Source organism: Candidatus Krumholzibacteriia bacterium, from assembly GCA_029865265.1.
Lineage (GTDB): Bacteria > Krumholzibacteriota > Krumholzibacteriia > WVZY01 > JAKEHA01 > JAKEHA01.
This window is the reverse complement of record JAOUHG010000016.1, coordinates 41,042-65,638: the sequence shown is the minus strand read 5'-3', so window position 1 is coordinate 65,638 and position 24,597 is coordinate 41,042. Positions and strand designations below refer to the sequence as shown.

Annotated in this window: 18 protein-coding genes; 11 read left to right on the top strand and 7 right to left on the bottom strand. The window is 65.5% G+C overall.

The annotated features are described in order from the left end of the window. Positions 1-144: 144 nt before the first annotated feature. Positions 145-1,098, bottom strand: a complete 954-nt coding sequence (locus OEX18_09195) for a DUF928 domain-containing protein (GenBank protein MDH4337431.1) — start codon at positions 1,096-1,098, stop codon at positions 145-147. Positions 1,099-1,391: 293 nt separating this feature from the next. Here OEX18_09195 and OEX18_09190 point away from each other — a divergent pair, with 293 nt between their 5' ends. The 3 genes from OEX18_09190 (at position 1,392) to OEX18_09180 (ending at position 4,751) form a co-directional block, all read left to right on the top strand. After that, positions 1,392-2,951: a T9SS type A sorting domain-containing protein gene (locus OEX18_09190; GenBank protein ID MDH4337430.1), complete on the top strand. Its 1,560-nt coding sequence runs from the start codon at positions 1,392-1,394 to the stop codon at positions 2,949-2,951. An 85-nt stretch (positions 2,952-3,036) separates the two neighbouring features. Then, complete coding sequence (gene mtaB / locus OEX18_09185; GenBank protein ID MDH4337429.1) at positions 3,037-4,350, top strand: tRNA (N(6)-L-threonylcarbamoyladenosine(37)-C(2))-methylthiotransferase MtaB; 1,314 nt, start codon at positions 3,037-3,039, stop codon at positions 4,348-4,350. Then, entirely contained in the window at positions 4,347-4,751 is a 405-nt protein-coding gene (locus OEX18_09180; protein MDH4337428.1) for a hypothetical protein, read from the top strand. The genes mtaB and OEX18_09180 overlap by 4 nt, the downstream gene beginning before the upstream one ends. 113 nt (positions 4,752-4,864) lie before the next feature. Here the strand turns inward: OEX18_09180 and OEX18_09175 are convergent, their stop codons facing one another. Both OEX18_09175 and OEX18_09170 read right to left on the bottom strand, forming a co-directional pair. Beyond that, positions 4,865-5,938 (bottom strand): HNH endonuclease, encoded by a 1,074-nt coding sequence (locus OEX18_09175; protein MDH4337427.1) that lies wholly within the window; start codon positions 5,936-5,938, stop codon positions 4,865-4,867. 266 nt (positions 5,939-6,204) lie between these two features. Next, complete coding sequence (locus OEX18_09170; protein ID MDH4337426.1) at positions 6,205-7,263, bottom strand: flippase-like domain-containing protein; 1,059 nt, start codon at positions 7,261-7,263, stop codon at positions 6,205-6,207. Between the two features lie 132 nt (positions 7,264-7,395). On the opposite strand from OEX18_09170, the gene OEX18_09165 reads away from it, so the two are divergent. The 6 genes from OEX18_09165 to kbl all read left to right on the top strand — a co-directional run bounded on the left by OEX18_09165 (position 7,396) and on the right by kbl (position 15,219). Next, on the top strand, positions 7,396-7,782 hold the full coding sequence (locus OEX18_09165) for a VOC family protein (GenBank protein MDH4337425.1): 387 nt from the start codon (positions 7,396-7,398) through the stop codon (positions 7,780-7,782). A 147-nt stretch (positions 7,783-7,929) separates the two neighbouring features. Continuing rightward, on the top strand, positions 7,930-8,499 hold the full coding sequence (locus OEX18_09160; protein MDH4337424.1) for a diheme cytochrome c-553: 570 nt from the start codon (positions 7,930-7,932) through the stop codon (positions 8,497-8,499). 167 nt (positions 8,500-8,666) lie between these two features. Next, positions 8,667-10,022, top strand: a complete 1,356-nt coding sequence (gene miaB / locus OEX18_09155) for a tRNA (N6-isopentenyl adenosine(37)-C2)-methylthiotransferase MiaB (GenBank protein MDH4337423.1) — start codon at positions 8,667-8,669, stop codon at positions 10,020-10,022. A 31-nt stretch (positions 10,023-10,053) separates the two neighbouring features. Beyond that, positions 10,054-11,328, top strand: a complete 1,275-nt coding sequence (locus OEX18_09150) for a zinc-binding dehydrogenase (protein ID MDH4337422.1) — start codon at positions 10,054-10,056, stop codon at positions 11,326-11,328. Positions 11,329-11,344: 16 nt separating this feature from the next. Then, a complete protein-coding gene (locus OEX18_09145; GenBank protein MDH4337421.1) occupies positions 11,345-14,011 on the top strand; it encodes a serine/threonine-protein kinase in 2,667 nt (888 codons plus the stop codon). Positions 14,012-14,031: 20 nt separating this feature from the next. Next, positions 14,032-15,219: a glycine C-acetyltransferase gene (gene kbl, locus OEX18_09140; protein ID MDH4337420.1), complete on the top strand. Its 1,188-nt coding sequence runs from the start codon at positions 14,032-14,034 to the stop codon at positions 15,217-15,219. A gap of 31 nt (positions 15,220-15,250) precedes the next feature. On the opposite strand, the gene OEX18_09135 is transcribed toward kbl, so the two are convergent. The 4 genes from OEX18_09135 to OEX18_09120 all read right to left on the bottom strand — a co-directional run bounded on the left by OEX18_09135 (position 15,251) and on the right by OEX18_09120 (position 21,605). After that, positions 15,251-16,219, bottom strand: coding sequence for a T9SS type A sorting domain-containing protein (locus tag OEX18_09135; protein ID MDH4337419.1), 969 nt, complete (start codon positions 16,217-16,219; stop codon positions 15,251-15,253). A 109-nt stretch (positions 16,220-16,328) separates the two neighbouring features. Continuing rightward, on the bottom strand, positions 16,329-17,756 hold the full coding sequence (locus tag OEX18_09130) for a transporter substrate-binding domain-containing protein (GenBank protein MDH4337418.1): 1,428 nt from the start codon (positions 17,754-17,756) through the stop codon (positions 16,329-16,331). 29 nt (positions 17,757-17,785) lie between these two features. Then, positions 17,786-18,601, bottom strand: coding sequence for a M48 family metallopeptidase (locus OEX18_09125; GenBank protein ID MDH4337417.1), 816 nt, complete (start codon positions 18,599-18,601; stop codon positions 17,786-17,788). A 19-nt stretch (positions 18,602-18,620) separates the two neighbouring features. Continuing rightward, on the bottom strand, positions 18,621-21,605 hold the full coding sequence (locus OEX18_09120) for a M28 family peptidase (protein ID MDH4337416.1): 2,985 nt from the start codon (positions 21,603-21,605) through the stop codon (positions 18,621-18,623). A 540-nt stretch (positions 21,606-22,145) separates the two neighbouring features. Between OEX18_09120 and OEX18_09115 the strand changes: the two genes are divergently transcribed. Next, positions 22,146-23,309 (top strand): redoxin domain-containing protein, encoded by a 1,164-nt coding sequence (locus OEX18_09115; protein MDH4337415.1) that lies wholly within the window; start codon positions 22,146-22,148, stop codon positions 23,307-23,309. An 11-nt stretch (positions 23,310-23,320) separates the two neighbouring features. Next, positions 23,321-24,505 (top strand): threonine synthase, encoded by a 1,185-nt coding sequence (locus OEX18_09110; GenBank protein ID MDH4337414.1) that lies wholly within the window; start codon positions 23,321-23,323, stop codon positions 24,503-24,505. Positions 24,506-24,597 lie beyond the last annotated feature (92 nt).

Below are 24,597 nucleotides of genomic sequence, written 5' to 3'. Positions count from 1 at the left end.
CGTAGCCGCCAAGCTCTCTACGCTCCATGACCGGAGACTAACAGGGTAAAAGCAGGGTGGCAAGGAAGGCCGCGGGGGGCAAGGAAGGCGGCCCTCCGTCTCCTCGACAAAGGGCCGCCCCACAGAGGTGGTTGTTCCGATGGTCTACTGCTGGGAGCGCTGCATCTCCTGCATGGCTTCCTGCGTGCGGCCCGTCTCCGCGTAGAGCCGGCCCAGGATGGCGTGCAGCGACGCGTTGTCGGGGTCGCTGGCCAGGGCGGTCTCCGTCTCGTCGATGGCGTCTTCCACCAGGCCGCGGTCGAAGAACAGGCTCGCGCGCATCAGGCGGTACGTCACCTCGCCCGGCTTCTCGGCGTCGATCTCGGCGAGTTCTTCGTCGAGGGTGGCCACGTCGGCCGGGGCGATCACTTCAAAGAAGGCCGCGGTGGTGCGCAGCGGCGGCGACACCATCGGGTCGGTTGTCTCGAGCGTCCACGAGTACGACACGCCCGGTGTGAGCGCGGGGGCGCTGGCCGGATACGCCAGCGATGACGCGTCCACGATGTCGGACTGCCACTGGACGCCCGACTCGTTGTACAGCGTGAAGCGCAGCTCGAGCGACTCGTCCTCGATGCGCCACGAGAACGTCGGGGTCGCATTGCGCACCTTGGTCTGCACGGGCGATAGCGGCACCAGGGTGGAGGCCTTCTCGCCGGAACGCAGTCCGCTGATGGAGCTGGTTCCCTCCGAACTCTTGAGCTTGAGGAAATTGCTCACCACTTCGAAACTGCCCGATTCCGCGGCCGGCTCGCTGGTGCCGGGGCGGCTCTTGATCTTCATGTTGCTGTTGGGTCCCACAGACACCCAGTTGCCGGCGGCGAACATGATTTCCGCCTCGGCCTCGGCGCCGGTGCGCACTTCGTCGCCGTCGTTGAGCGAGAGTCCGAACGTCGCCACCGTGGCCTGACCGCCGGCGCGCGTCACCATCACCGAGCCGCGGCACGACGTGAGCACGGCCGCCGGGGCGTCGGTGCCCGCCGGCGCGGGCGTGGGCGACTGGCCGACGCCGATCATCGTCACGGCCAGGAGCGAGAAAATGAGGACAAACCGTCGCGTCATTGTAACCACCTCTGGGTAACCACCCCGAATAAGTATAACTTGCTTGCGGGCAACATCTTATCACATTTGCCCGGCCGGTGGAAGGGCCACCGGCCGCAGTCGTCCGCATGGGTAATACACGGCAGGCGGGTGAAAGTTGGTGGTCTCGGGGGCCTCGGCCGGATATCCGGCCGAAGCCCCGGGGTCGTCGCGGACGCGCCAATCATGTACACTTGATGGTGAATCTACCGCTACGGGCCGCAGCCCAAGGCCGCACCTCGCTGGACGCCGAACCCCAGACCAGGAGGCTCCTCATGCACAGCCCCCCGTGTTCCCGCGCCGCCGTCTCAATTGCAGCCGCCGTACTCCTGCTCGCCGGCGCCCCGCCCGCCGCCGCACAGGGGCTGGTGGAGTACGGCGTCGAGTTCATGCCGCTGCCGGTCGGATACAACGCCAGCACGGCGCGCGGCGTTTCCGACGGCGACTGGGACCGGCCCATCATCGTGGGCACGGTGGAGAACGCGCCGTGCAAGGCGGCGTGCTGGATGCGCGTGTCGCAACAGTACGAAGCCATCGTGTTGCCGGGGCTCGATCCCAACATGGACAGTGCCGCCAATGCGGTGGTGCACGTTCCCGCTGGCCTGGGCGAATGGACACTGGTGGTGGGTTCCTCCACCAACGGCACCGCCGGAAAGGTGCCCGTCAAGTGGGACATCCAGCCCAACAAGCCGGTCGACGTGGTGCCGTTGCCGGCGCTCAACGCGGGCACCGGGGAAGCCCGGGCGATATTCAAGCCGGATGGCGTTCCGTTGCGCGCGCTCATCGGTGGCTGGGCGGACGAGATTCCGCCCATGGCCGCCGGCGATGCACCGCAGATGGGTCTGCGCGTGCCGATGATCTGGGAAACCACCGCGGCCGGCGAGCGCATCCTGAGGCCGGAATTCGGCGTGGGTCTCGACGGCCACGTGAATGACATCGGGTCGGCGGGCAGCGACGGTTACGTGGCGTTCGGCGGCGGACAGAGCCCCGCCGGGGGATGGATGCCGCAGATGTGGACATCCACCGACGACGGCGAAACCTGGGTCAACGAACAACTGCCGCTGCCGATGAACATGGTCACTGCGGAGGCAACCGGTTTCGATTACGAGCCCGGCACGCTCCTCGTGGCGGGCTGGGGCCAGAACGCCGCGGGCATGATCTTCCCCGTCGTGTGGGAGCGCGCCAGCCCGCCCACCATGTGGACCATCCACGAGCTGCCGTTGCCGGTGGGCGCCGACGGCGCGCAGGGGGGTGCCGTGCGCAAGCGGCCCGGGCGCGTGAAGTACAGCAACATCACACTCAAGCAGGGTGTCGCCGCGATGACGCTGTGGGTGGACGACGGCACTGGCTGGACCGCGCTGTCACCGGTGGACTACCTGGTGGATCCGCAGGTCGGAACACCCATTGCACCGGGTTTCCTGAACAAGAAGTTCGACGCCATTGCGACGACGGTGACCAGCACCAGCGGCGGCGGTTTCAACGGCCCGGCCGCACTGGACACACTGGCGGCCATCCTGACTCCCACCACGCTCACCGGCGTTCAGGACCGGACCCCTTCCCTTATTGCGGTCTCCGCCGCGCCCAATCCGTTCAACCCGGGCGTGCGCATCAATTACACATTGCCGCGCGAGGGGCGCGTTGGCGTGACCATCTACGACGCCACCGGTGCGGTGGTGACACGATTCGACGAGGGCAGGGTCCCGGCCGGTGAGGCGCGCGCCGTCTTCTGGGACGGACGCATGCCCAACGGCGCGCGCGCGGCGTCCGGCGTGTACTTCGTGCGCGTGGCCACGCCGTACGACCTTGCGACCGTGAAGATCGTCAGGGTGGAGTAGCGGCCGGTATCATGACGGGTTTTCTCGCACCGGCGAATCTGCTAGACTTGTGGTTCGCCGCCGGCGTTCGTGGAGCCCATCGACGTTGTACAAGATCGCCATCGAAACCCTCGGCTGCCGCCTGAATCAGGCGGAAAGCGCCATTCTCCAGAGCCGCTTCGCGGAGAAGGGCTACGCGCTTACCACCGATCCCCTCGACGCCGACCTCTTCGTCCTGCACACCTGCACGCTCACCGGCCAGGCTACATCGAAGTCGCGCCGCCGCCTGCGCTGGGTGGCGCGGCGCAACCCCGACGCGTGCGTGGCCGCTATCGGCTGCTACGCGCAGACCGATGCCGACGCGCTCGCGCGCATACCGGGCGTGGACTTCGTGGTGGGCACCGCCCATAAGCTGCGGTTGCCGGATATCATTTCCGCGCCGGTTAAGCTGCCGGAGCCCACCGTCATCAACAACCCGGCGACGAAGCACGGTTTCGAAATTGCGGGTACCGGTGTCTATCCGCTGCACACGCGCGCCAACCTGAAGATCCAGGAGGGTTGCGACTTCGTGTGCGCGTTCTGCATCATCCCGCGCGCGCGCGGCCGGGCGCGCAGTCGCGACTACCGGGACATCCTGCGCGAGGCGCGCAAACTCGCCGCCGCCGGTCACCGCGAGCTGGTGATCACCGGCGTCAACGTCGGGACTTATAATGATGGCGGGCGCACACTCGCCGATGTCGTGAAGGCCCTGTGCGACATCGAGCCGCTGGACCGCATCCGCATCAGTTCCATCGAGCCCACTACCATAGAAGACGCCCTGCTGGACGAGATGGCGGCGGGCGGCAAGTTATGCCGCTACCTGCATGTTCCCCTGCAGAGTGGCGACAGTCGCACGCTCTCCCGCATGCGGCGCCGCTACGACGCCGATGTCTATCGCGCGTTCATGGAAGACGCAGTGGCGCGCGTGCCGGGCATCGGCCTGGGTACCGACGTCATGGTGGGTTTTCCGGGCGAGAGCGAGGCGGCGTTCGAGCGTTCGTGCGAGATGGTGCGCGCGCTGCCGTTTGTGAACGTGCACGTGTTCAGTTTTTCTGCGCGGCCGCGCACCAGTGCCTATGGCATGGACCAACCGGTGCCGGCGGCGCGGATCCAGCGGCGCAGCGAATACCTGCGCCGGCTGGCGCTGGCGCGCCAGCACGCGACGTATCTGGAACGGACGAACGGGGTTATGGACGTGCTCTTCGAGGGGACCGGCGACGGCGGCTTGTGGACGGGTTTTTCGGATAGTTATATTCGGGTGCGCGTACAATCACCAGAAAATCTCAGCAACCGGATCGCCCGCGTAGCGGTGAAGGATGTCGAGCTGGACGGTAACGCGGAGCGGGTGGTGGCCGTGGGAGACATCAGGAGGGAATCATGAAGAAGGTTGGAATCTGGATCGATCATCGCCGTGCGGTCGTCGTGGAGATCGCGGACGGCGTCGAGAACCGGCGGACCATCGAGTCACAAGTGGAGCCGGTATCGCCGCCGTCGGGTGGAAAGCGCACCGGCACGCCGTGGGCACCGCGCACCGGTGTCAAGGAACACGGCCGCGAAGAGGCCCACCAGCACAAGCTCGCAAATTTCTACCGGAATGTTGCTTCACAGATTGGCCGCCCGGACCACCTCCTGGTGATGGGACCGGCCACAGCCAAGAACGAGTTCGCGGAGATCGCGCAGACGCTGCACGAACTGAGCGGCGTGACGCTGAAAATCGAACCCGCGGACAAGATGACGGACCCGCAGATCGCCGCCCGGGTGCGCGACTACGTGTTTGACTGAGTTCCTTTGGGGGGGGGCGCGCAGAGGCCGTTGGGCGGTCGCGATAGCGATTCGACGCGATTTCCGCAGCGCGATTTCAAATGCTTCGCGCGAGGACCATGAGCGGAGGAGCGCTATCGCGACCGCCCCACTTCCGGGCGTTCGTGCGACGGGCCCGCCGGGAGTCCCAGCCGCGCCGCTTCCAGCCGGTTGTGGTAGGCGCAGAGCAGACGCAGGTTGTCCGCCGTGGCCCCGCCGCCCCGGGCCACCGGCACCACGTGATCGAACTGCAATCCCCGTTTCGAACCACACACACGACCGTTCGCGCCCACATAGGTGCAGCAGCCCTGGTCGCGTATGAACACCTGGTCTCGTACCGCCGCGCTGACATGGCGCAGGTTGGGCTCCCTGAGCGACGGTGTGCGCGCCGGTTCTGGCGTCCGGCGATTCTCTCGACGTACCTGTCGCGCCGCGGGATCGTGTTTATCAAGAAAGACGTCCATCGCCAACTCGAACGCCTGCTCGAGCGATGGATTCACCGGCAGCCGGTGCCACGCAAGCGACTTGATGCGGTTGAGTTTGCCCATGAAGGCCTCGCCGACCGTGAAGGAGAGCTGCGTGCGCTTCTCGGTGGCGACTGCCACGAGCGGCCCGGGGCCGTTACCGCCGCTGCGGCGGTACGCAATATTTTCACAAGCGACATGCGGAACCGGGGCAGCCGGTGCGGATGCCAGTCCCGATTCGAGCAACGCCGGTGCGGGTCGTGCCTCCTTCTGAACTACCAGAGGTCGGATGACCTCCGCGGGCATCGGACAGGGCTGCAGGGCGGCGACGATGTCCCTTACCTGCGCCTGTGAGCAACCGCGAATACTCTCCAGAAGCCGGTCCCTGGTGTCGGGCTTCAAGAACCGATACACGATCGAGACCGTGCACAGGTTCACGTCGCCGGCTTCCAGGAGCTCGTATACCTCGGGGAAGCGGGTGGCGCAGCGGGCCGATCTTATTCTGCGCACCGCGGCGGACTCCGAATAGCCGAGGGCCTGCGTGCAGTACGCGAACATCGACGCGTATCCCTGCTTGAGGTGCAGCTTGCGCCGCTCTATTTCAGAAAGATGTCGCAACACGTCGAGCGTCGCGGAACGCTCGCGTCTGACGAATTCAAGAGTACGGGAGAGAATGACCCTGTCGGGGAGGGATCGTAGGGACATGGCAGGTCCTCCTTGTGACACGCGCACAGCCGCTGCACCACGGGAGGAGTCACTACTGCAACATAGCAACAATCAACATTGCAGCAAGACGCAATGTGTCACAGGCGCAAGTCTTCTTGTCATTGTATTCATTCAGCGTGCTGATGCGCATGGAGCATGAAACAGCGCTCCGACGCGATTTCCGCAGCGCGATTCCAAATGCTTCGCGCGAGGACCATGAGCGGAGGAGCGCTATTTCATGCGACCCGCTATCGCGTCCGCCAGTCTCATTCGACGCGACGCCGACCGCGGCGGCCCGAGATGTAGCCAAGCAGCACGCCCGCGCCGATCATCATGTTCAGCACCAGCGTGAAGAAGCGCCACAGCAGGATGAACGTGGCCTCGAAGCCCTTGGGGATCACCGAATCCATCACCGCCATCGTTGTCACCTCGGCGAACCCCGACGCGCCCGGGGAGGGCGAAAAGTAGAAGATCAACAGCAGCACCACCTGCATGTACAGCACCGACCACGGGTCGGCGTGCACCCCCAGCCCCTTCAGCACCACCCACGCAATGGTGAACTTGTTTAGGTAGATCACCGCGGTCAGCAAGAGTCCCGCCAGAAACAGCAGCTTGCTGTGCACCAGGAAACCGGTCATGAGGTCGTGGTAACGGTCGACCGTGTCGAACAGCTTCTCCACCACGTGGGAGTGCTCCAACCTTCTTCCGTACTTCGGCACCCGCTGCATCAGTGCGTGCACGATGCGCTTGAATCGCGTCGGGCTGAGCAGTGAGAGCAAAACCGCCACCAGGATCAGCGCGAAGAGTGTGAACGACAGCCCCGATATGGTGCGCAGCCCCACCGGCACGAATTCCGGGTGCACCATGAACGAAAAGATGATGGCGCACGCGAGCAGGATGATGGTGGTCCCCAGAAAGCCGCCCACGAAACACACCACGGTGGCGTCCACCACCGTCATTCCTTCGGCGTAGAGCACGTAGACCTGCGCCGCCGCGCCGCCGGTCTGCGACGGCGTGGCGCCGCCCAGGAACACATTGGCGAAGCAGGAGCGCATGCAGGCGCCGAAGGTGATGGGGCGGTAGACCTTGCGGGCGAAGATATAGATGCGCGCGCCGGACGCCATCCAGTCCAGTGCCACCAGCCCCAGTGCGAGGGCGAGGTAGCGCGGGTCGAAATGGGCCAGGTTGTGGATGGTTTCGCCGATGGAGGCGCGCTGGAAGACGATGAAGAAGCCGACAATGCTGAACGCCAGGAACAGCTGCAGACCGACCCGGATCTTCCGGGTGGAGATGACCGGGGGCGTGGATCGCGTGGGTGAAGGCATAAGGGAGCCACAGTGTTACACGATCCGGCACCGGTAGCAAGGCCGCGCGGGATTGACCACTCCCCGCGGGTTGTTTACCCTCTTCTCGCCGGACCGCACCGCGTTCAGACTTCCTCGTCAGGAGGACCCGATATGCACGCCACCTTCGGCCTCTCCACGATTGGCCAGATTGCAATTACCGTCAAGGATCTGCCACGTGCGGTCGCTTTTTACCGCGACGTGCTCGGCGTCCCCATGCTCTTCGAGGCACCCGGCATGGCGTTCTTCCAGGCCGGCGACGTGCGCCTGATGCTCGGGCTTCCCGAGGGGGCCGACGGCGCCCGGTTTTCGTCGATCGTGTATTTCCGGGTCGACGACATTCAGGCGGCCCACCGCGAACTCCAGGGTCGCGGCGTCACGTTCACCCACGAACCGCGGCTCATCCATCGTGGCCAGGAAGCCGACCTGTGGCTGGCGTTCTTCCCCGATCCGGACGGCAACACGCTAGCACTCATGAGCGAAGTGCCACGCCCCGACTAGGAATACTCCCCGAGGGGAAACGCCGAAAATCCCCGTTCTCACGCGCTGATCGCCATTGACGGCGGCGGGACCGCCTCATAGAATTTCCGCGTCGTTACGTTCTGTAGCAGGCACTCACTTCACATTTCGGAGGAACTTCCCGTGACCATGTCTGGCCGCATTGCTTGCATGGTAGTGGTGTGTGTTATCGCTGCGGCGGGGTCTGTCGCCGCGGCGGAGAAGGCGTCGAAAGAACAGATCGAACGCGGGCGCTACCTGGTGAATCTCGGCGGGTGCAACGACTGTCACTCGCCCAAGGTGTTCAGCGCCGCCGGCATGGCGCCGGACGAAACCCGGCTTCTGTCGGGCCATCCGTCGGACGCCAAGGTGCCGCCGGTGGACACGCGCGCCTACGCACCCGGCTACTGGTATCTGATGGGGCAGCACCTGACCGTGTTTGTGGGACCATGGGGTGTGACCTATGCCGCCAACCTGACGCCGGACGAGCAGACCGGCATCGGCCTGTGGACCGAAGACATCTTCGTCAAGGCGATGCACACCGGCAAACACATGGGCGACGGACGGCCCATCCTGCCCCCGATGCCGTGGCAGAACCTCGCCCAGGTGAACGACGACGATTTGAAGGCCATGTTCGCCTATCTCAAGTCGTTGCCACCCGTCAAGAACCTCGTTCCGGTCCCGACGCCGCCCGCGCCCGCGGGCAGCGGAACCCACTAGGATCGCCAGTTCCCGCCCCTCCGGCGTATGCCGGCGGGGCGGGATTCCCGGCCTTTCCGGGCGGGGCCGCTTCTGTTATAGTGGGAACCGCCTAACACGTTATCTTCACGCCACTTCGTTGCGGTGACCCACCGCCGCGGTGACCGTGCGGGCAGAGGGCGCCGCAAATGAATCTCAACGTCTATATCGAAACCTACGGCTGTCAGATGAACGAGTACGACTCCGAGCTCGTGAAGTCGATCCTCGTCGGGCACGGCCACGCGCTCACCGACCGCTTCGAGCGGGCCGACGTGGTGCTCATTAATACGTGCGCCATCCGCGAGCGCGCGCACCAGAAGATCTACGGCCGCCTGCAGCGCTTGAAGCACCAGCGCGCCGCGCGCCGCACCGAAATCACCGTCGGCATCCTGGGCTGCATGGCGCAGAACCTCAAACAGGACCTCATGGACGGACACGACGTCATCGACTTCGTGGCCGGCCCGGACGCCTACCGCCACCTGCCGGAGCTGATTGCCGCCTCGCGCGGTGTCACCGGCCTCGATGCCTCCACCCTGGAGAAGGCGGCGCTCAAGCTATCCACCACCGAGACCTACAGCGGCGTGGACCCCGTGCGCAGCGGTGGCGTGAACGCGTGGATCGCGGTCATGCGCGGCTGCGACAACATGTGCACCTTCTGCGTGGTGCCGTTTACGCGCGGGCGCGAGCGCAGCCGCGATCCGAAGGGTGTCGTGGCCGAGGTGGAGGCGCTTGTACGCGACGGCTTCCGCCAGGTGACACTGCTGGGGCAGAACGTCAACTCGTACCGCCACGGCGACGTGCGCTTCGCCGACCTGATGCGCATGGTGGGCGACGTCCCCGGCGTGGAGCGCGTGCGCTTCACATCGCCGCATCCCAAGGACTTCCCGAGCGATTTGATCAAGGCCATCGCCGGGCACCCCAACCTGTGCAAGCACATTCACCTGCCGCTGCAGGCGGGGAACGACCGTGTGCTCGACCTGATGCGCCGCACCTACAGCAACGCCGAATTCCGCGCGCTGGTGGACGAAATGCGCGGCACCATCCCCAACCTGGGGCTCACCACCGACGCCATCGTGGGCTTTCCCACCGAGACCGCGGCCGAGTTCGACGAGACCGCGCGCCTCATGCAGGACGTGCGCTTCGACGCCGCGTTCATTTTCAAGTATTCCGAGCGCAAGGGCACCTACGCCCAGCGCAAGCTTGCCGACGACGTGACGCCGGAAGAAAAGACCCGGCGCATCGTCCACCTGGTTGAGATGCAGAAGGAAATCACCCGCGAGATCAACCGCTCGCTGGTGGGGAGCACGCAGGAGATTCTGGTCGAAGAGACCGATCCTCATCGGGCCGGTTTCGTAACCGGCCGCACCGACAATTTCAAACACACCATTCTTCCCGCGGATGGCGTGGAGCTGGGCGATATCGTTCGCGTTGTCATCGAAGACGCGCACGGTGCCACCCTCCACGGCCGCGCACTCGAACCGGCGCGCCGCACCGCCACGGGATAGAAGCGACTTCAAACCGAAGGGAACATCTAAAATGTCGACATCATCGCGAACCAGCACCACGGGCCGAACGCAGCGTGTAACCAGCAAGCCGCGCGGCGCCGGCGCCGCGCGCACCGATCGCGAAGCCATGCCGCGCCAGGGCGAGGAGATGTGGGCGCTGGTCTACGACGCCGACAAGGATCGCTGGGACAAGACGCGCGGCTTCCGCCGCGAGCGCGTGCTGCGGCCCACGCTGGATGCTGACGATCCGCGCGACGCCGAGTCCGTGATCTTGAAAGTGAAGTACACCGGCTTCTGCGGCTCCGACGCCGGCATCTGGTTCCGGCGCTCGTTCAAGGCCATGATTCACGACTCCCTCAAGGCGGAGGGCAAGACCACGCGCGTCATCGGGCACGAAGTGCTGGGTGAAGTGGTAGAGGTGGGCGCGGTGGCGGGCGCGCACTACGGCTTCAGCAGGGGCGACCTGGTGGCAGCCGAATCGCACATCACCTGCGGGCGCTGCCACCAGTGCCTCATCAACCAGCGGCACGTGTGCACCGACGAGCGCATCATCGGCATCTCGCGCGACGGCGGCTTTGCCGAGTTCATCAAACTGCCCGCGAGCGTGCTGTGGCGCACCGATCCCAGGAAGATCCGGCCCGAAGTGGCGGCCATCCAGGAGCCGTTCGGTAATGCCGTGCACGCCAGCACGGCGGTGGACCTGCGTGGCAAGACCGTGGCCATGTTCGGCTGCGGCGCCATCGGCCAGTTCGCCATCATGATCGCCAAGGCGCTGGGCGCCTCGCGCATCATCGGCATCGAGCCCAACCCCATCAACGCGGAGCTCGCGCGCAAGCTGGGCGCGGACGAAGTGGTGACGTTCAAGCCGAGCAGCGACGAGCGCAATGGCTGGAAGGCCGACCCGGACGTCGTCGCGGCGGTGGTGAAGTTCAGCGGCATCGACGGCGTGGACGTAGCCATGGAGATGGCGGGCTACAACTCGTCGGTCAACAATGCGATCCAGGCGGTGCGCCGCGGTGGTGACGTGGTGCTGTTCGGCCTCAAGTCGGGCGACTTCAAGATCCAGGACTTCCAGCGCACCATCGTCAAGGGCATCCGCATCCAGAGCGTGATCGGACGGCGTCTGTTTGAGACCTGGGAGATCACGCGCAATCTGCTGGAGCAGAAGGAAAACGGCATCCAGGACAAGATCTGGAATCTCATGCTCAACAAGGGCAAGGACACCATCGTGGATGCGCAGGACTTCAATCCGGCGGCGTTCGAAAAGAAGATCGGCACCCACCCGAAACTGATCATCCGGTGGTAGGGCGCGCCCGCATTCCATGCCCCTGACCCCCGGCAGCAAGATCGGACAGTACGAAATCCTCGCCCCGATCGGGGCGGGGGGAATGGGCGAGGTGTACCGCGCCCGCGATTCGCGCCTCGCGCGCGACGTCGCCGTCAAGGCGCTGCCCGACGAGTTCGCGCGCGATCCCGAGCGGCTTGCGCGCTTCGAGCGCGAAGCCAGGCTGCTCGCCTCGCTCACCCACCCCAACGTGGCCGGCATCTTCGGCATCGAAGACGTCGGCGGCCACCGCTACTTGATCCTGGAATTCGTGGAAGGGGAGACGCTCGCGCAGCGCCTCGACCGCGGGACGTTGTCGATCGAGGAAGCGCTCCAGATCGCCGTGCAGATCGCGGCCGCCCTGGAGGCCGCGCACGAGAGCGGCATCGTGCACCGCGATTTGAAGCCCGGCAACGTGATGATCACGCCCGCCGGCGACGCCAAGGTGCTCGACTTCGGTCTCGCCAAGAGCGGTACCGGCTCCGCCTCGGGCTCCGACGTCACCCTCACCCATTCGCCCACGCTCACCCACCAGGTCACCGGCGCCGGCGTCATCCTCGGCACTGCCGCCTACATGAGCCCCGAGCAGGCGCGCGGGCGCGCGGTGGACAAACGCACCGACATCTGGTCGTTCGGGTGTGTGCTCTACGAGTGTCTCACCGGCCGCCAGTGCTTTGCCGGTGACACCGTCTCGGATTTAATCGCGCGCATCCTCGAGCGCGAGCCCGACTGGGACGCGCTGCCGGCGCGCACGCCCTCGCGCATCCGCAGCCTCCTGCGCCGCTGCCTTGAGAAGGACATCAAGCGCCGCCTGCGCGACATCGGGGATGCCCGCATCGAGATCGAGGATGTGATTTCGACCCGGGAATCGGGCTCGGGTGTGGCGCACGGGCCGCGTTCTTCCCGGACGACGCGCAAACGGTTCGCTGCGGCGATGGGGCTGGTTATCGCAACGGCCACGGCGACCTGGCAGTTGACGGGCATGTTGAACAAGCCCGCGCCCGTGCCGGCGGCGCGCTTCGAGATCGCGGATGATCCCGGGATGCGCTTCAATGGAGACGGTGTGCACCAGGCGATCTCGCCAGACGGAAGCATGATCGTCTTTGTCGCCGCGGACTCCGCCATCGCGCCCACGTTGTGGGTCCGTTCGATGCAATCTCTCTCCGCGCGACCGCTTGCGGGAACCGACCTCGGCCAGCAGCCGTTCTGGTCGCCGGACAGCAAGTACGTCGGGTACTTCGCGCGCCAGAACCGGCTCATGAAGATCGCGGTGGACGGTGGCCAGCCGGAGTTCATCTGCGAAACCACGGCCGCGCGCGGCGGCACCTGGAACCGCGACGGCGTCATCGTGTTCTCGCCGCTCTCGGAGGGTCCGCTGTACCGGGTGTCCGCCAACGGGGGCGAGAGCACGCCGATTACAACGCTCGATTCCACCGAGACCGCACACCGCTATCCTTATTTCCTGCCCGACGGGAAACACTTCCTGTTTTCGACGCTGCCGCCCCAGGACGGAAAGTTCACGATCTGGCTGGGTTCGCTGGACGGGAGCGAGCGCCGCAAGGTGCTCGACAACGCCGGCACCGGGGCGGTCTATGCGGCACCCGGCTACCTGGTGTACCAGCGCGACGACGTGCTGGTGGCGGTTCCGTTCGACGCGGCAAAAGGACAGGTCACCGGCGAGGCGATTCCGTTGGGCGATCGCCCGCTGGGAACGGGATTCTCCGGCGCGGCGCCGCTCTCCGCGTCAACCAACGGAACGCTGGCGTACCTGCGCAACGTACCCTCTGCGACCCGGCTGGTGTGGACGGATCTTTCGGGCAACGTGCTGTCGCCGGTCCCCATGGTGCCCGGCGAGTACACCGACGTGCAACTTGCGCCCGACGGCCGTCACGCCATCCTGAAACGCAGCGACGGGTTGTTTGCCAGCGACCTGTGGTCGGTCGATCTGGAACGCGGTGTGGTGTCGCGTTTCAGCTATGACCCCGGGTTCAATGAAAATTCAGCCTGGTCTCCGGATGGCAGCCGCGTCGCCTACCTGCAGGCCGCCGCCAATTCGGCGCCCTGCTTTGTCGTTGCCAGCGTGGGAACGGGTGCGGCGGTGCAGCGATTCATGGAGGGCGACGACGCGTTCAAGTTCCTCAGCGGTTGGACCCCGGATGGAAAGGCGCTCGTCTTCTCCCGCCAGGATCCCAGGACGCGCCGTGACATCTGGGTGCTACCGCTGGACGGCTCGGATCCATGGCCGTACCTGGTGACGCCGTACGTCGAGGAAAGCGGCAAGGTTTCCTCCGACGGGCGCTGGATGCTGTACAACTCCGATGAGTCCGGGCGCACGGAAGTGTACGTGCAGGCGTACCCGCAGGGCGGCGCCAAGTACCAGGTCACGACGGGCGGCGCGTTCAACCACGGCTGGTCGAAGGACGGAACCCGCATCTACTACTCGGAGGCGGCGCGCTGGCGGGTGGTGTACGCGGTGGATGTCATTTCCCAGGATCCGTTCCGGGTTGGACGCCCGCACCAGGCTGGGCAGTTTCCGGAAGACATGTTCGACGCGCAGTTGGCGCCGGACGGGAAGCGCCTGTTGATGCTCCTCCCCAACGGGATCATTCCGCCGCAGAGCATCGCCATTGTGCAGAACTGGCCGTCACTGCTGAAGAAGCACTAGACAGCCACAAGGAGACCATCATGTACGGATCATTGAAGGACGTGCTCAACACGGAAATCGCGGCCATCCGCGAGGCCGGTCTCTACAAGGACGAACGCATCATCCAGAGCGCGCAGGCCGCGGCCATCCAGGTGGCGGGCGGCGAAGTCATCAACTTCTGCGCCAACAACTACCTCGGGCTGTCGTCGCACGCGAAGGTGGTGGACGCCGCGCGCAAGTCGCTCGACACGTGGGGCTACGGCATGTCGTCGGTGCGCTTCATCTGCGGCACCCAGACCATCCACAAGGAGCTGGAAGCCGCCATCTCGCGCTTCCTCGGCACGGACGACGCCATCCTGTACTCGTCGTGCTTCGACGCCAACGGGGGCCTGTTTGAGACGCTGCTCGGCGCGGAGGACTGCATCATCTCCGACGAGCTGAACCACGCCTCCATCATCGACGGCGTGCGCCTGTGCAAGGCCGAGCGCATGCGCTACAAGAACAGCGACATGAACGACCTGGAGAAGTGCCTCAAGGAGGCACAGAAGCACCGCCTGCGCATGATCGCCACCGACGGTGTGTTCTCCATGGACGGCACCATTGCGAAGCTCAAGGACATCTGCGACCTGGCGGACAAGTACCACGCCATCGTCATGGTGGACGACTCCCACGCCACCGGCTTCGTGGGCAAGACCGGGCGCGGCACGCCCGAGTTCAACAACGTGGTGGGTCGCGTGGATCTCATGACCTCCACGCTGGGCAAGGCCATGGGCGGCGCGTCCGGAGGATTTACCACGGGACATAAGGAGATCGTGGAGATGCTGCGCCAGCGCTCGCGGCCGTATCTGTTCTCCAACTCGGTGGCGCCGCCGATTGTGGCCGCGTCGCTCGCGGTGGTCGGTCTGCTGGAAAAGAGCACCGACCTGCGCGACCGCCTGGAGGAGAACACGCGCTACTTCCGCACCGGCATGACGGCGGCGGGCTTCAACATCGTGGAAGGGTCACACCCCATCTGCCCCATCATGCTGGGCGACGCCAGGCTCGCGCACGACGTGGCGCACGACATGCTCGCCGAGGGCATCTACGTGATCGGCTTCAGCTACCCGGTGGTGCCCAAGGGCAAGGCGCGCATCCGCGTGCAGATCTCCGCGGGGCACAGCAAGGAGCACCTGGACCGCGCCCTGGCCGCGTTCAAGAAGGTGGGGAAGAAACACAAGCTGGTGGGATAGCCCCGTTGCTCCCCGCAGCGGAGAAACTCCCTCAGCGCATGATTACCATCTTGCGCGTTTGTGTGGCCCCCGCGCCTGTGACGCGATAGAAGTACACGCCGCTCGCCAGCGGGCGACCGTGGTCGTCCACGCCGGAAAACGCCATATCCTGCCAGCCGCCCGTGAGCCGCGCCGACGTGCTGCGCACGCGCCGCCCCGTTGCGTCGAACACATCAACCTGCGCCTCGTCCTCACGCGGCGAGCACACCCGAAACGTCGTGCTCGCCTGGAAGGGGTTGGGCGCGTTTCCCAGCAGCGTCAGGGCGTGAAGTCCGGGGGTGCCGCCGATGCCGGTGGCCGCCCCGGAAACCGACACCCGCACGTTGTCGAGCGCCCACGACTCATCGTTTCCGCCCTGCCAGTTTGCCGCCGCTCCCCCCGAAACGGCGCCCAGGTACCAGGTGACCACGAGCGAGTCGGCGGTGTGGGGAATGTCGTTGAACACCGGTTCCACCAACATGTCATAGGCCCGGTCGCGGGCGTACCAGGAGCCGAGGCTGAATCCGAGCTCGGTGCCCGAGCTCAACAGTCCGCCCGGAGGCGCGATGTAGCTGGATGCATCGCCGGAGGCAAGCTGGAACCAGTTGGAGAACACCTCCACGCCGTCCACCGACACCTTGAGCAGCTCGGTGCCGTCCCACGAGTCGATCACGGCCAGCAGAAACGAGATGGAAACGTGGTCGTGCGCGGGCAGGTTGTGAAGCGTGAGCTTTGTGTCGACAATGGAAATGGTGCTGTAGCGGAGGAAACTCCCGGAAAACTGGTTGCCCGGTGTTCCCAGTCCGGCCCAGCCTTGGACCCCGTCCAGACCGCAGCCCGGGGCGGACATCTCCGCCGGTAACCCATTATCAAAACTGGAGTTAAATACCTCGGTCGACAGCGCCCCCGCGATGCGGGGGAGGGAGAGAAACCCGACAAACGCCACCGCCGCCACGGCGGAAGCGACAAGACGCGTTCTCATTGCGGCACCTGTTCTTTCCGGGCACTCGGGCCCCTGGACGAACAATGAGACGCAGGTGCCGCGTCAGAATCACAGGGCTATTTCATGCAGAATGGTGATCGGGGTGGGTTCAGCCGCCCGACGGTTTCAGCGCTTCGCGCGCCTTCTGCTGCTCTTCCTGCATCTCCAGCGCGAGTTTGTAGGCGACGTAGTATTTCACGATGTTGCGCACGTATTTCGTCGTCTCGCTGCCCACCTTTTCCGACACCACGATCTCCACGTTCTCAAACCACACGTCCGGGTTGAGTCCGCGATTGGCCGCCTCCTTGCGCAGGCTCGAGATCCGGCTGGGACCGGCGTTGTAGGCCGCAAACGCGAACAGGGTACGGTTGAAGTCGTCGAAGTGTGCGTCCTGGAAGTAGTCGGTCATGATCTTGTTCAGGTACTTGGCGCCGGCGTGGATGTTGGGCTCGGTCACCGTGATGTCCCCCACCTTCATCGCCGCCCCCGTATTCGGCATGAGCTGCATGACGCCGATCGCACCCACCGGGCTGCGCACGCTCTGGTCCAGCTTTGACTCCTGGAAGCCCTGCGCCACCAGCATCAGCGGGTCGAAGCCGTACTGCGCGCCGTATTTCTCGAACAGCGCCATCGTTTCCTGGAAGCGCTTCCAGTCGTTGCGCCCGGTCGGGTCCTGCAGCCGTTTCACCTGCTTGTTGTACTGGGCAAAGCGATAGGGAATGGTTCCGCGCTGCTTCTCGTACTTGTAGTAGAAGTCGTTCAGTTCGGCCGCGAGCAGCGGGCTGTTCTTGCGGTACGCCCACCCGGTGAGGCCGCCGCTGTGCACCGCCGCCCCTTCGTTGACGAGGATGCCGGGGAGTATCTGGGCCCACATGGTTGCCTTCCAGTCGTCCACCACGATTGTCTGCAGCACGCCGGCGTCCAGCATCTCCATCAGGTCCTCGTCTTCGAGCACTTCTGAGACGGCGACGATCTTGATGGGTTTCTTCTTGTCTTGCGCAAGCGTCTGATTTACCAGGCGCAGGCTCTCGTAATAGCTCGACGATGCGCGCACCTGCACGGTGCGGCCCGCGAGGTCGTCAACGCTCGCCAGCGGACCGTCCTGCTTGCGGGTGAGCACGACTTCCGAGACGGGCCGCTGGTCCGGGGGCGCGGTGAAGTCGACCTGTTTCAGACGCTCGTCGGTGGCGGTGAGGTTTCCGGCGGCGATGTCGCCCAGCCCCTGCACCAGGTGGGGAATCAGCTGGTCGCGTGGGGTGGGAATGATGAGGACGGTGATCGGCCGGCGCTTGAGGGTCTTGCGGTACTTCTGGTTGATGTATTCCTCGAAGTCGCGCACCAGTTCCGCGGTGAGACCCCGCTCCTTGCCCTTGTCGTTGAAGTACAGGGTGCGGCTGTAGGGAACCAGGACGCGTATTACGCGGTTGTCGCGCATCGTGTCGAAGTCGCCGGTGCGCGCCTGGATGGCGTTGCGCGGAGAGTCGTCCGGCTTCCGGTCAGCCCCGGACGCCGGGATGGCACCCCCGCTGAGCGCCACGAACAGGGTGCCGGCGAGAAGGAAACACCTTATGGAACTGGCTTGTAGTATTTCATCGCCTCCGGCATAAGGCTGTTGAGATTATTGATGCGAGTCTGATCCGACGGGTGCGTGCTCATGAACTCCGGCGGCTTGCCGCCGCCGCCCGCCGCCATCCGCTCCCAGAAGGGCACCGCCACGTGCGGGTCGTACCCCGCCATGGCCATGAACACCAGCCCGAGGTGGTCGGCCTCGCTCTCCTGCTTGCGGCTGAAGGGAAGCAGCGCGCCGTACTGCGCGCCCACGCCGAAGGCGGTCATGGCCAGCGCCTGCGTCTGCTCGGGCTCGCTCTTGAGCGCTTCGGACAGCGCCACGCCGCCCATCTGTGCCAGCAACCCCTGGCTCATGCGCTCGGAACCGTGCTTGGCCACCGCGTGCGCCACTTCGTGCCCCATCACCACCGCGATGCCGTTCTCGTCCTGGCACACCGGCAGGATGCCGGTGTAGAAGACCACCTTGCCGCCGGGCATGCACCACGCGTTGACCTCGTCGCTCTCCACCAGGTTGAACTCCCACTGGTAGCCGTCGAGTTGTTTGCTGTTGTTGGTGTCGCGCGCGTACTGCTCCACCGCCGCCTGGATACGCTTGCCGACGCGCTGGATCATGGCCGTCTTCCCGGCGTCGGTGGACTTCTTGTTTTCGGTGAGGAACTGGTCGTACTGCTGATAGCTCATCGAGAGCATCTCGGAATCCGGGATGATGTTGAGTTGTTTGCGACCGGTGAGGGGAACGGTGGAACACGCCGCAACGAGCATCGTCGCCGCGCATACCGCGAGCATACTACGAATCCAGGCAAAGCGAACCATGCGGCTTCCTCCTGTGCAGTTACTTTCGCGCCTCGGGGATGATCGACAGCGACACGCGCTCGCCGTCCCGAATGACGACCACCGTCGCCGGCTCACCCACCTTGAGCGCATCCAGCGCGTAGGTGTAGTCGTAGATGTTCTTGATCTCCTTGCCGGCCAGTTCGACGATCACGTCGCCGCCCTTGAGGCCCGCCTTGTCCGCGGGGCCGTCGGCGCGCACGCCGGTGAGCTTGACCCCCTCCATCTCGCCCTCCGAGTAGTCGGGGATGGTGCCCAGGAACACGCGCATCGACGCGCGCGACCCGGTGTTCTCGCTGGACGGTGCCACCTTCACGTACGCCAGTTTCTCGCCCCCGGCCATGATGTCGAGCGCCATGCCCATCGCGAACTTCGCGACGCGCTCCATGTCCGGGTAGTCGAGCGTCTCGGTATCGTCGCTGGGGCGGTGGTAGTCCGCGTGGCTGCCGGTGAAGAAGGCAATCACGGGCACGCCGGCGGGATAGAACGCGTAGGTATCCGTGGGCAGGTACGGGTCCTCCTGCAGTTTCAGGTCGAAGCCGGCCACCACGTTGCGCTTCTCGATGAACCCGGCCCACGCGTCCGACGACCCCACGCCCTGCAGCATCAGCGTGTTGTCCTTCATGCGACCCACCATGTCGAAGTTCAGGTACGCGGCCACGCGCTCCAGCGGAAGGGTGGGGTGCTGCACCCAGTAGTTGGAGCCGATGACGCCGATCTCCTCGCCCGACCACGCCGCGAACACGATGCCAAAGGTGAACTTGTCCGGGTCGCTCTGGTACAGGGCGCTCAGCGCGTCGGCCAGTTCCAGCATGGTGGCGGTTCCCGACGCGTTGTCGTCTGCGCCGTTGTGAATCTTGCCCTGCTCGTCCTTGTCGGCCAGCGAGCCGCTCTCGCCGAGGCCGAGGTGGTCGTAGTGCGCGCCGATCACCAGCACCGGCGCGGTGTCGTCGTTGTTGGCGGGGGGCAGGTAGCCGATTACGTTGTTGCCCTGGCTCTTCTCGCGCTCGATGTCGGTGGAGATGGAAACGGTCACGCCCTCCAGGTCGAAGGTGCCCTCCGCGTGCGGATTCTCCACGTCCAGCTGTTCCTGGATCTCCTTGAGCGACTTGTCGTGGCCCTTGAGCAGCAGGTCCGCAGTCTCGCCGGAGATGGAAAGCACCGGGATGCCGGAGCCGGCCAGCGACTGGTCGAAGCCCAGCGACTGCAGCGCGCCCGCATTGGGCGAGGTGGGTCCGGTGACCACGAGGATGGCTTTCGCGCCGCGCTCGCGAGCGGCCATCGCCTTGTAACGGCCGCCGGAATACATGTTCAACTCCATGCGCCGTTCCATGCTGACACCTTCGGGTACGTAGTTGAGAATCAACAGCACCTTGTCCGTGACGTCGAAGCCGCCGTACGCGTCGTAGCTGCCCTCGCCCGAGGCGGGGGTCTTCAGACCGTAGCCCACGAACGCCACCGGTCCCTCGACCGACGTGTTATCGCTGTACGCCAGGGGGCGGAAGTCCTTGTCGACTTCCAGCGCGCGGGTTTCGCCGTTCGCGGTGACGGAAAGCGTATTCTTCCCGGGTACCAGCTTTACGCCCGACGTGAACGGAAACGGCTGCAGGTAGTCGTCGTCGCCGAGCGGCGTGAGACCCGCGTCGCGAAAGCGCGTCGCGATGTAAGAGCGCGCCTTCTTCTCGCCGTCGGAGCCGGTCATGCGCCCCGCGAGGTCGTCGTCGGCCAGGTAGGCCACGGTGTTATGCATGTCTTCGGCCCGAATCTCCGGGGACATGGTGATGTGCTGGGACTTCTTGTCGCGCTTCATGGGTGCGCGGTAGACAGCGGTGTTCCGGTCCCAGAGCACGCCGTCCAGACTCGAACGCTGGTCACGCGCCGGCGCCGCCGCAAGGGCGGCGCGCGCGGCCTGGTCGTTCCACGCCGCCATGAAGATCTGCGACTTCTTGTCCGCGGTGCGGTTGGCCGTCCACGCCAGCGTCTTTCCGTCCGGCGCAAACACCGGCAATCCGTCGAAGCCGTCGGTGAAGGTAACCCGCACCGGCTCCTTGCTGCCCTCGCGGTCCACGATGTACAGTTCGAAGTTCGAGAAGCCCAGCTTGTTGGTGGTGAAGATCACGTACTCACCGCTGGGGTGAAAGAACGGCGCCCACGACATGGATTCAAAATCCGTCAACTGCACACGGTTGCCGCCCTCGAGGTCCATGGTGAACACGTCGGCCACCATGCCGTCGGGCGCGAAGTGGCGCCACACGATGCGCTTGCCGTCGGGGGTGAAGAACGGGCCGCCGTCGTAGCCGGGCTCGGTGGTGAGGCGCTTCTGGCCGGAACCGTCCGCGGCCATGATGTAGATCTCGCCGAAGTACGACGGGTCCATCTCCAGGCGCTTCTGGTCCTCCTCGGACAACGTTCCCGAGTACGCGTCGCGCATCGACGCGAACACGATCCACTTGCCGTCCGGCGAGTACGAGCCCTCGGCGTCGTAGCCGCGGGCCTCGGTGAGGCGCTTCATGTCGCTGCCGTCCGGCTTGCACGAGAAGATGTCGTAGGTCTCGTCGTAGTCCCAGGCGTAGCGGCGCTCCTTGCCCGAGGCGCGGAACTCGAGTTCGTCCTTCTGCTTCTGCGCTGCTTCCGGATCGAGGTGGGTGGAGGCGAACATCACCCGTTCGCCGTCAGCGCGGAAGTACGCGCAGGTCGTCTTGCCCACACCGTTGCTCACCCGGTGCGAGTCGCCGGTTTCGAGCGACAGAATGTAAATCTGATAGAACGGGTTGTCCGCCTCGCGTTCGGCCTGGAAGATGAGTTGTTTGCCGTCGGCGGAAAAGTAGCCCTCACCCGCGCGCTTGCCGCCGTAGGTGAGCTGGCGCGTGTTCTTGAGGAACACGGCCTCGCCGGCGGTGTCATCGGATGCCGACGGGGTTTCGGCGTGGAGTGTCGGGACGGTTAGAAAGAGAATCAGTGCGGCCGGAAGCAACGTGTATCGCATGCAATTCACCTCGGATGGGGTTGAGCGCCTAGGGTACGCCATTCGACGCCGATCTTCCAGCCCCAACTGTCGATTCTGCATAGGGATGCGGACCCCGGCCACTTTCTTTGCCCGCCGGCCCCAAAGCCACCAACTTGTGGGGCCGTCCGCCTGTAATCCATGTGTCCTTGCTGAAACGACTGATGACCGGCGGCCGGCCGGCGACTTCGAAAAGGCATAACGCTGTGGCTGGCTATCGCACGTGGTCGATCGGGTTTCCGGTTGCCGCCGCCGTCATCACCCGCAGGCGAAGGCACAATGCTCGCGCAGCCCCCCCGCGAGCCGACATAGAGCGACGGCGGCGTGACACCCGCTGCAACGGCCCCACGATCCCGGACCCGCGCCGCCCTCGCAGTTGCTGACGAAGTCCGCCACGCCCCCACCGGCGTGGCGGTTTTCGTTTCAATGGGGATTGCCCGCGCCCCGCTGTTCCGGTAGCGTTGCAGGTGCGAAGCTCCACGAGACCTTCCGGGGAAGCGATCTTCATCAAGGGGAGCGATCATGAAAACCCGACTATCAATCGTTCCGTTGTGTCTCCTGGTACTGTCCGTTACCACCGTCGCATCCGACACGGCAGGCGATGCGGGCAAGAAGTGCGTGCTCCGCGTGGCCGAGCGCTATCGCGCAATGACCACTTACGACATCCGCGGCGAGACGAGAATGAGCATCCAGTCGTCGGCTATGCGCGAACAGGTCATCGAGGGGAAGTTGCACATGGCCGGCGTTCAGCCCGACCTCCACTTTGTAGAAACCAGCGGCAGCCCGATGATGAGTTCGTGGTCACTCATCCGGCAGGATTCCACCTGGACATATCTCGTCGCGATGCGCCAGTACACCGTCAAGCCCGCGTCGTCGGCCATTGGGAGCCAGAATGGCGGGACGTTCGGGGAATACCTGATGCTCGGCCGCAAGGCGGACGGTGCCCGCCTGGTCCGCGAAGAGAACGTGCAAACGGCCGCCGGTGAAAGAAACTGCCTGGTGGTGGTGCTCCCGCCCGACACCATGGCCGTCGGCGAAGGTACCCTCACCCGGGCCGACACGATGTGGGTGGATGCGGAACGTGACTTCGTACTCAAGCGCGTGCTGGGTGTCTCGGGGATCACGTCGATGGGAGAGGTGTCGATGTTGGCCACCGTGCGCATGGAAGCACCGGAACTGGATCGCCGCCCCCCGGATTCGTTGTTCGTGTTCACCCCGCCGCCCGGCGCAATGCGCGTGGACGAGTTTGCCGGAACGCCAGCGCCGGCGCCGACAGGTCAGCCCGCCGAACCGTTCACACTCGCGGACCTCGCGGGCAGGCAGGTTTCGCTTTCGGAGCACAGGGGCAAGGTGGTGCTGCTGGATTTCTGGGCCACGTGGTGCGGGCCGTGTCGGCTGGAGATGCCGCACGTCGACGCACTTAGCCGCGAGCTGGCCCGCGAGGGGCTGATGGTGTTTGCCATCACATCCGAAAGCCGCGAGCTGGCGTCGGACTTCCTCAAGAAGAACGGTATTGGGCTTCGCTGCCTCATCGACGCCGGGGGCAAGGTGTTCCAGGCATACCAGATCGAGGCGCTGCCCACCGTGGTCGTGATCGATCGGGACGGCAAGGTGTCCGACGTTCTGGTGGGACTGCAGACCGAGGCGAGCCTGCGCTCGGCGGTGCGCAAGGCGGGGATCGAGTAACTCACCGCTCTATGATGAGCTTCCTCTCCCATCTTGAATGCAGCCAGTGCGGGCGGCGCTTCATCGCCGACGTGCTGCACAACCTCTCCACCCACTGCCGGCGGCCGCTGCTGGCGCGTTATGACCTCGACGCCGCGCACCGCGCCATCGATTTCAACACGCTGCCCCAACGGCCCCGTGGCGTGTGGCGCTTCCCGGAGCTGCAACCGGTGCGCGATCCCGCCCGGCGCCTCACGCTGGGCGAGGGGGGCACCCCGCTGGTGCGTGCGTCGCGCCTGGCCGCCGCGCTGGGTGCGGGCGACGAGTTGTACATCAAGGACGAAAGCCCCAATCCCACCGGCTCGTTCAAGGCGCGCGGCATGGCGGTGGCGGTATCACGCGCGCTCGAGCTGGGCGCACGTTCGCTTTCTGCCCCGTCGGCCGGAAACGCCGCGTGTGCGCTGGCCGCCTACGCGGCGCGCGCAGGGGTGGAAGCGCACGTCTACATGCCCGCCGATGTGCCGCCGTCGTTCGTGGCCCAGTGCCGCGCGTTTGGTGCGCACGTGCACCTGATCGACGGTCTCATCACGGACTGCGGGCGCGTGTCCACCGAGGAGGCGGGGAAGCACGGGCGTTTCGACCTCTCCACGCTCAAAGAGCCCTACCGCCTGGAGGGCAAGAAGACCCTCGGCTACGAGCTGGCCGAGCAGTTGGGCTGGACGCTGCCCGACGTGGTCATCTATCCCACCGGCGGCGGCACCGGCCTGGTGGGGATGTGGAAGGCTTTCCAGGAAATGGAGTCGCTGGCGTGGATCGGAAAGAAGCGCCCGCGCATGGTGAGCGTGCAGTCCGACGGCTGTGCGCCCATCGTGCGCGCATTCGAGAGCGGCGCGGAAACCGCGACGATGTTCGAGGACGCGCACACCATCGCCGACGGCCTGCGCGTGCCGGCGGCGGTGGGCGACGTGCTCATGCTGCGCGCATTGCGCGATTCCGGCGGCACCGCGCTGGCGGTGCCGGATGCAGCACTCATGGAGGGCGCCAATCTCATGGCGCGCACCGAGGGCATCTTCGCCGCACCCGAAGGCGGCGCCACGGTGGCGGCGTACCGGATGCTGCGCAAGCGGGAATGGATACGGCCCGGCGAACGCGTGGTGCTGTTCAACACCGGCAGCGGCCTGTCGTACGTGCACCTGTGGAATCCGGCCGCGGAGTGAGCCGTAGACGCGCCACCCCCGTGTCCGCTAAAATATCCCCTGGGCAGGGCACCACTCACTGGTAGGGCATGCAGAGCAGATCCTCTTCACAA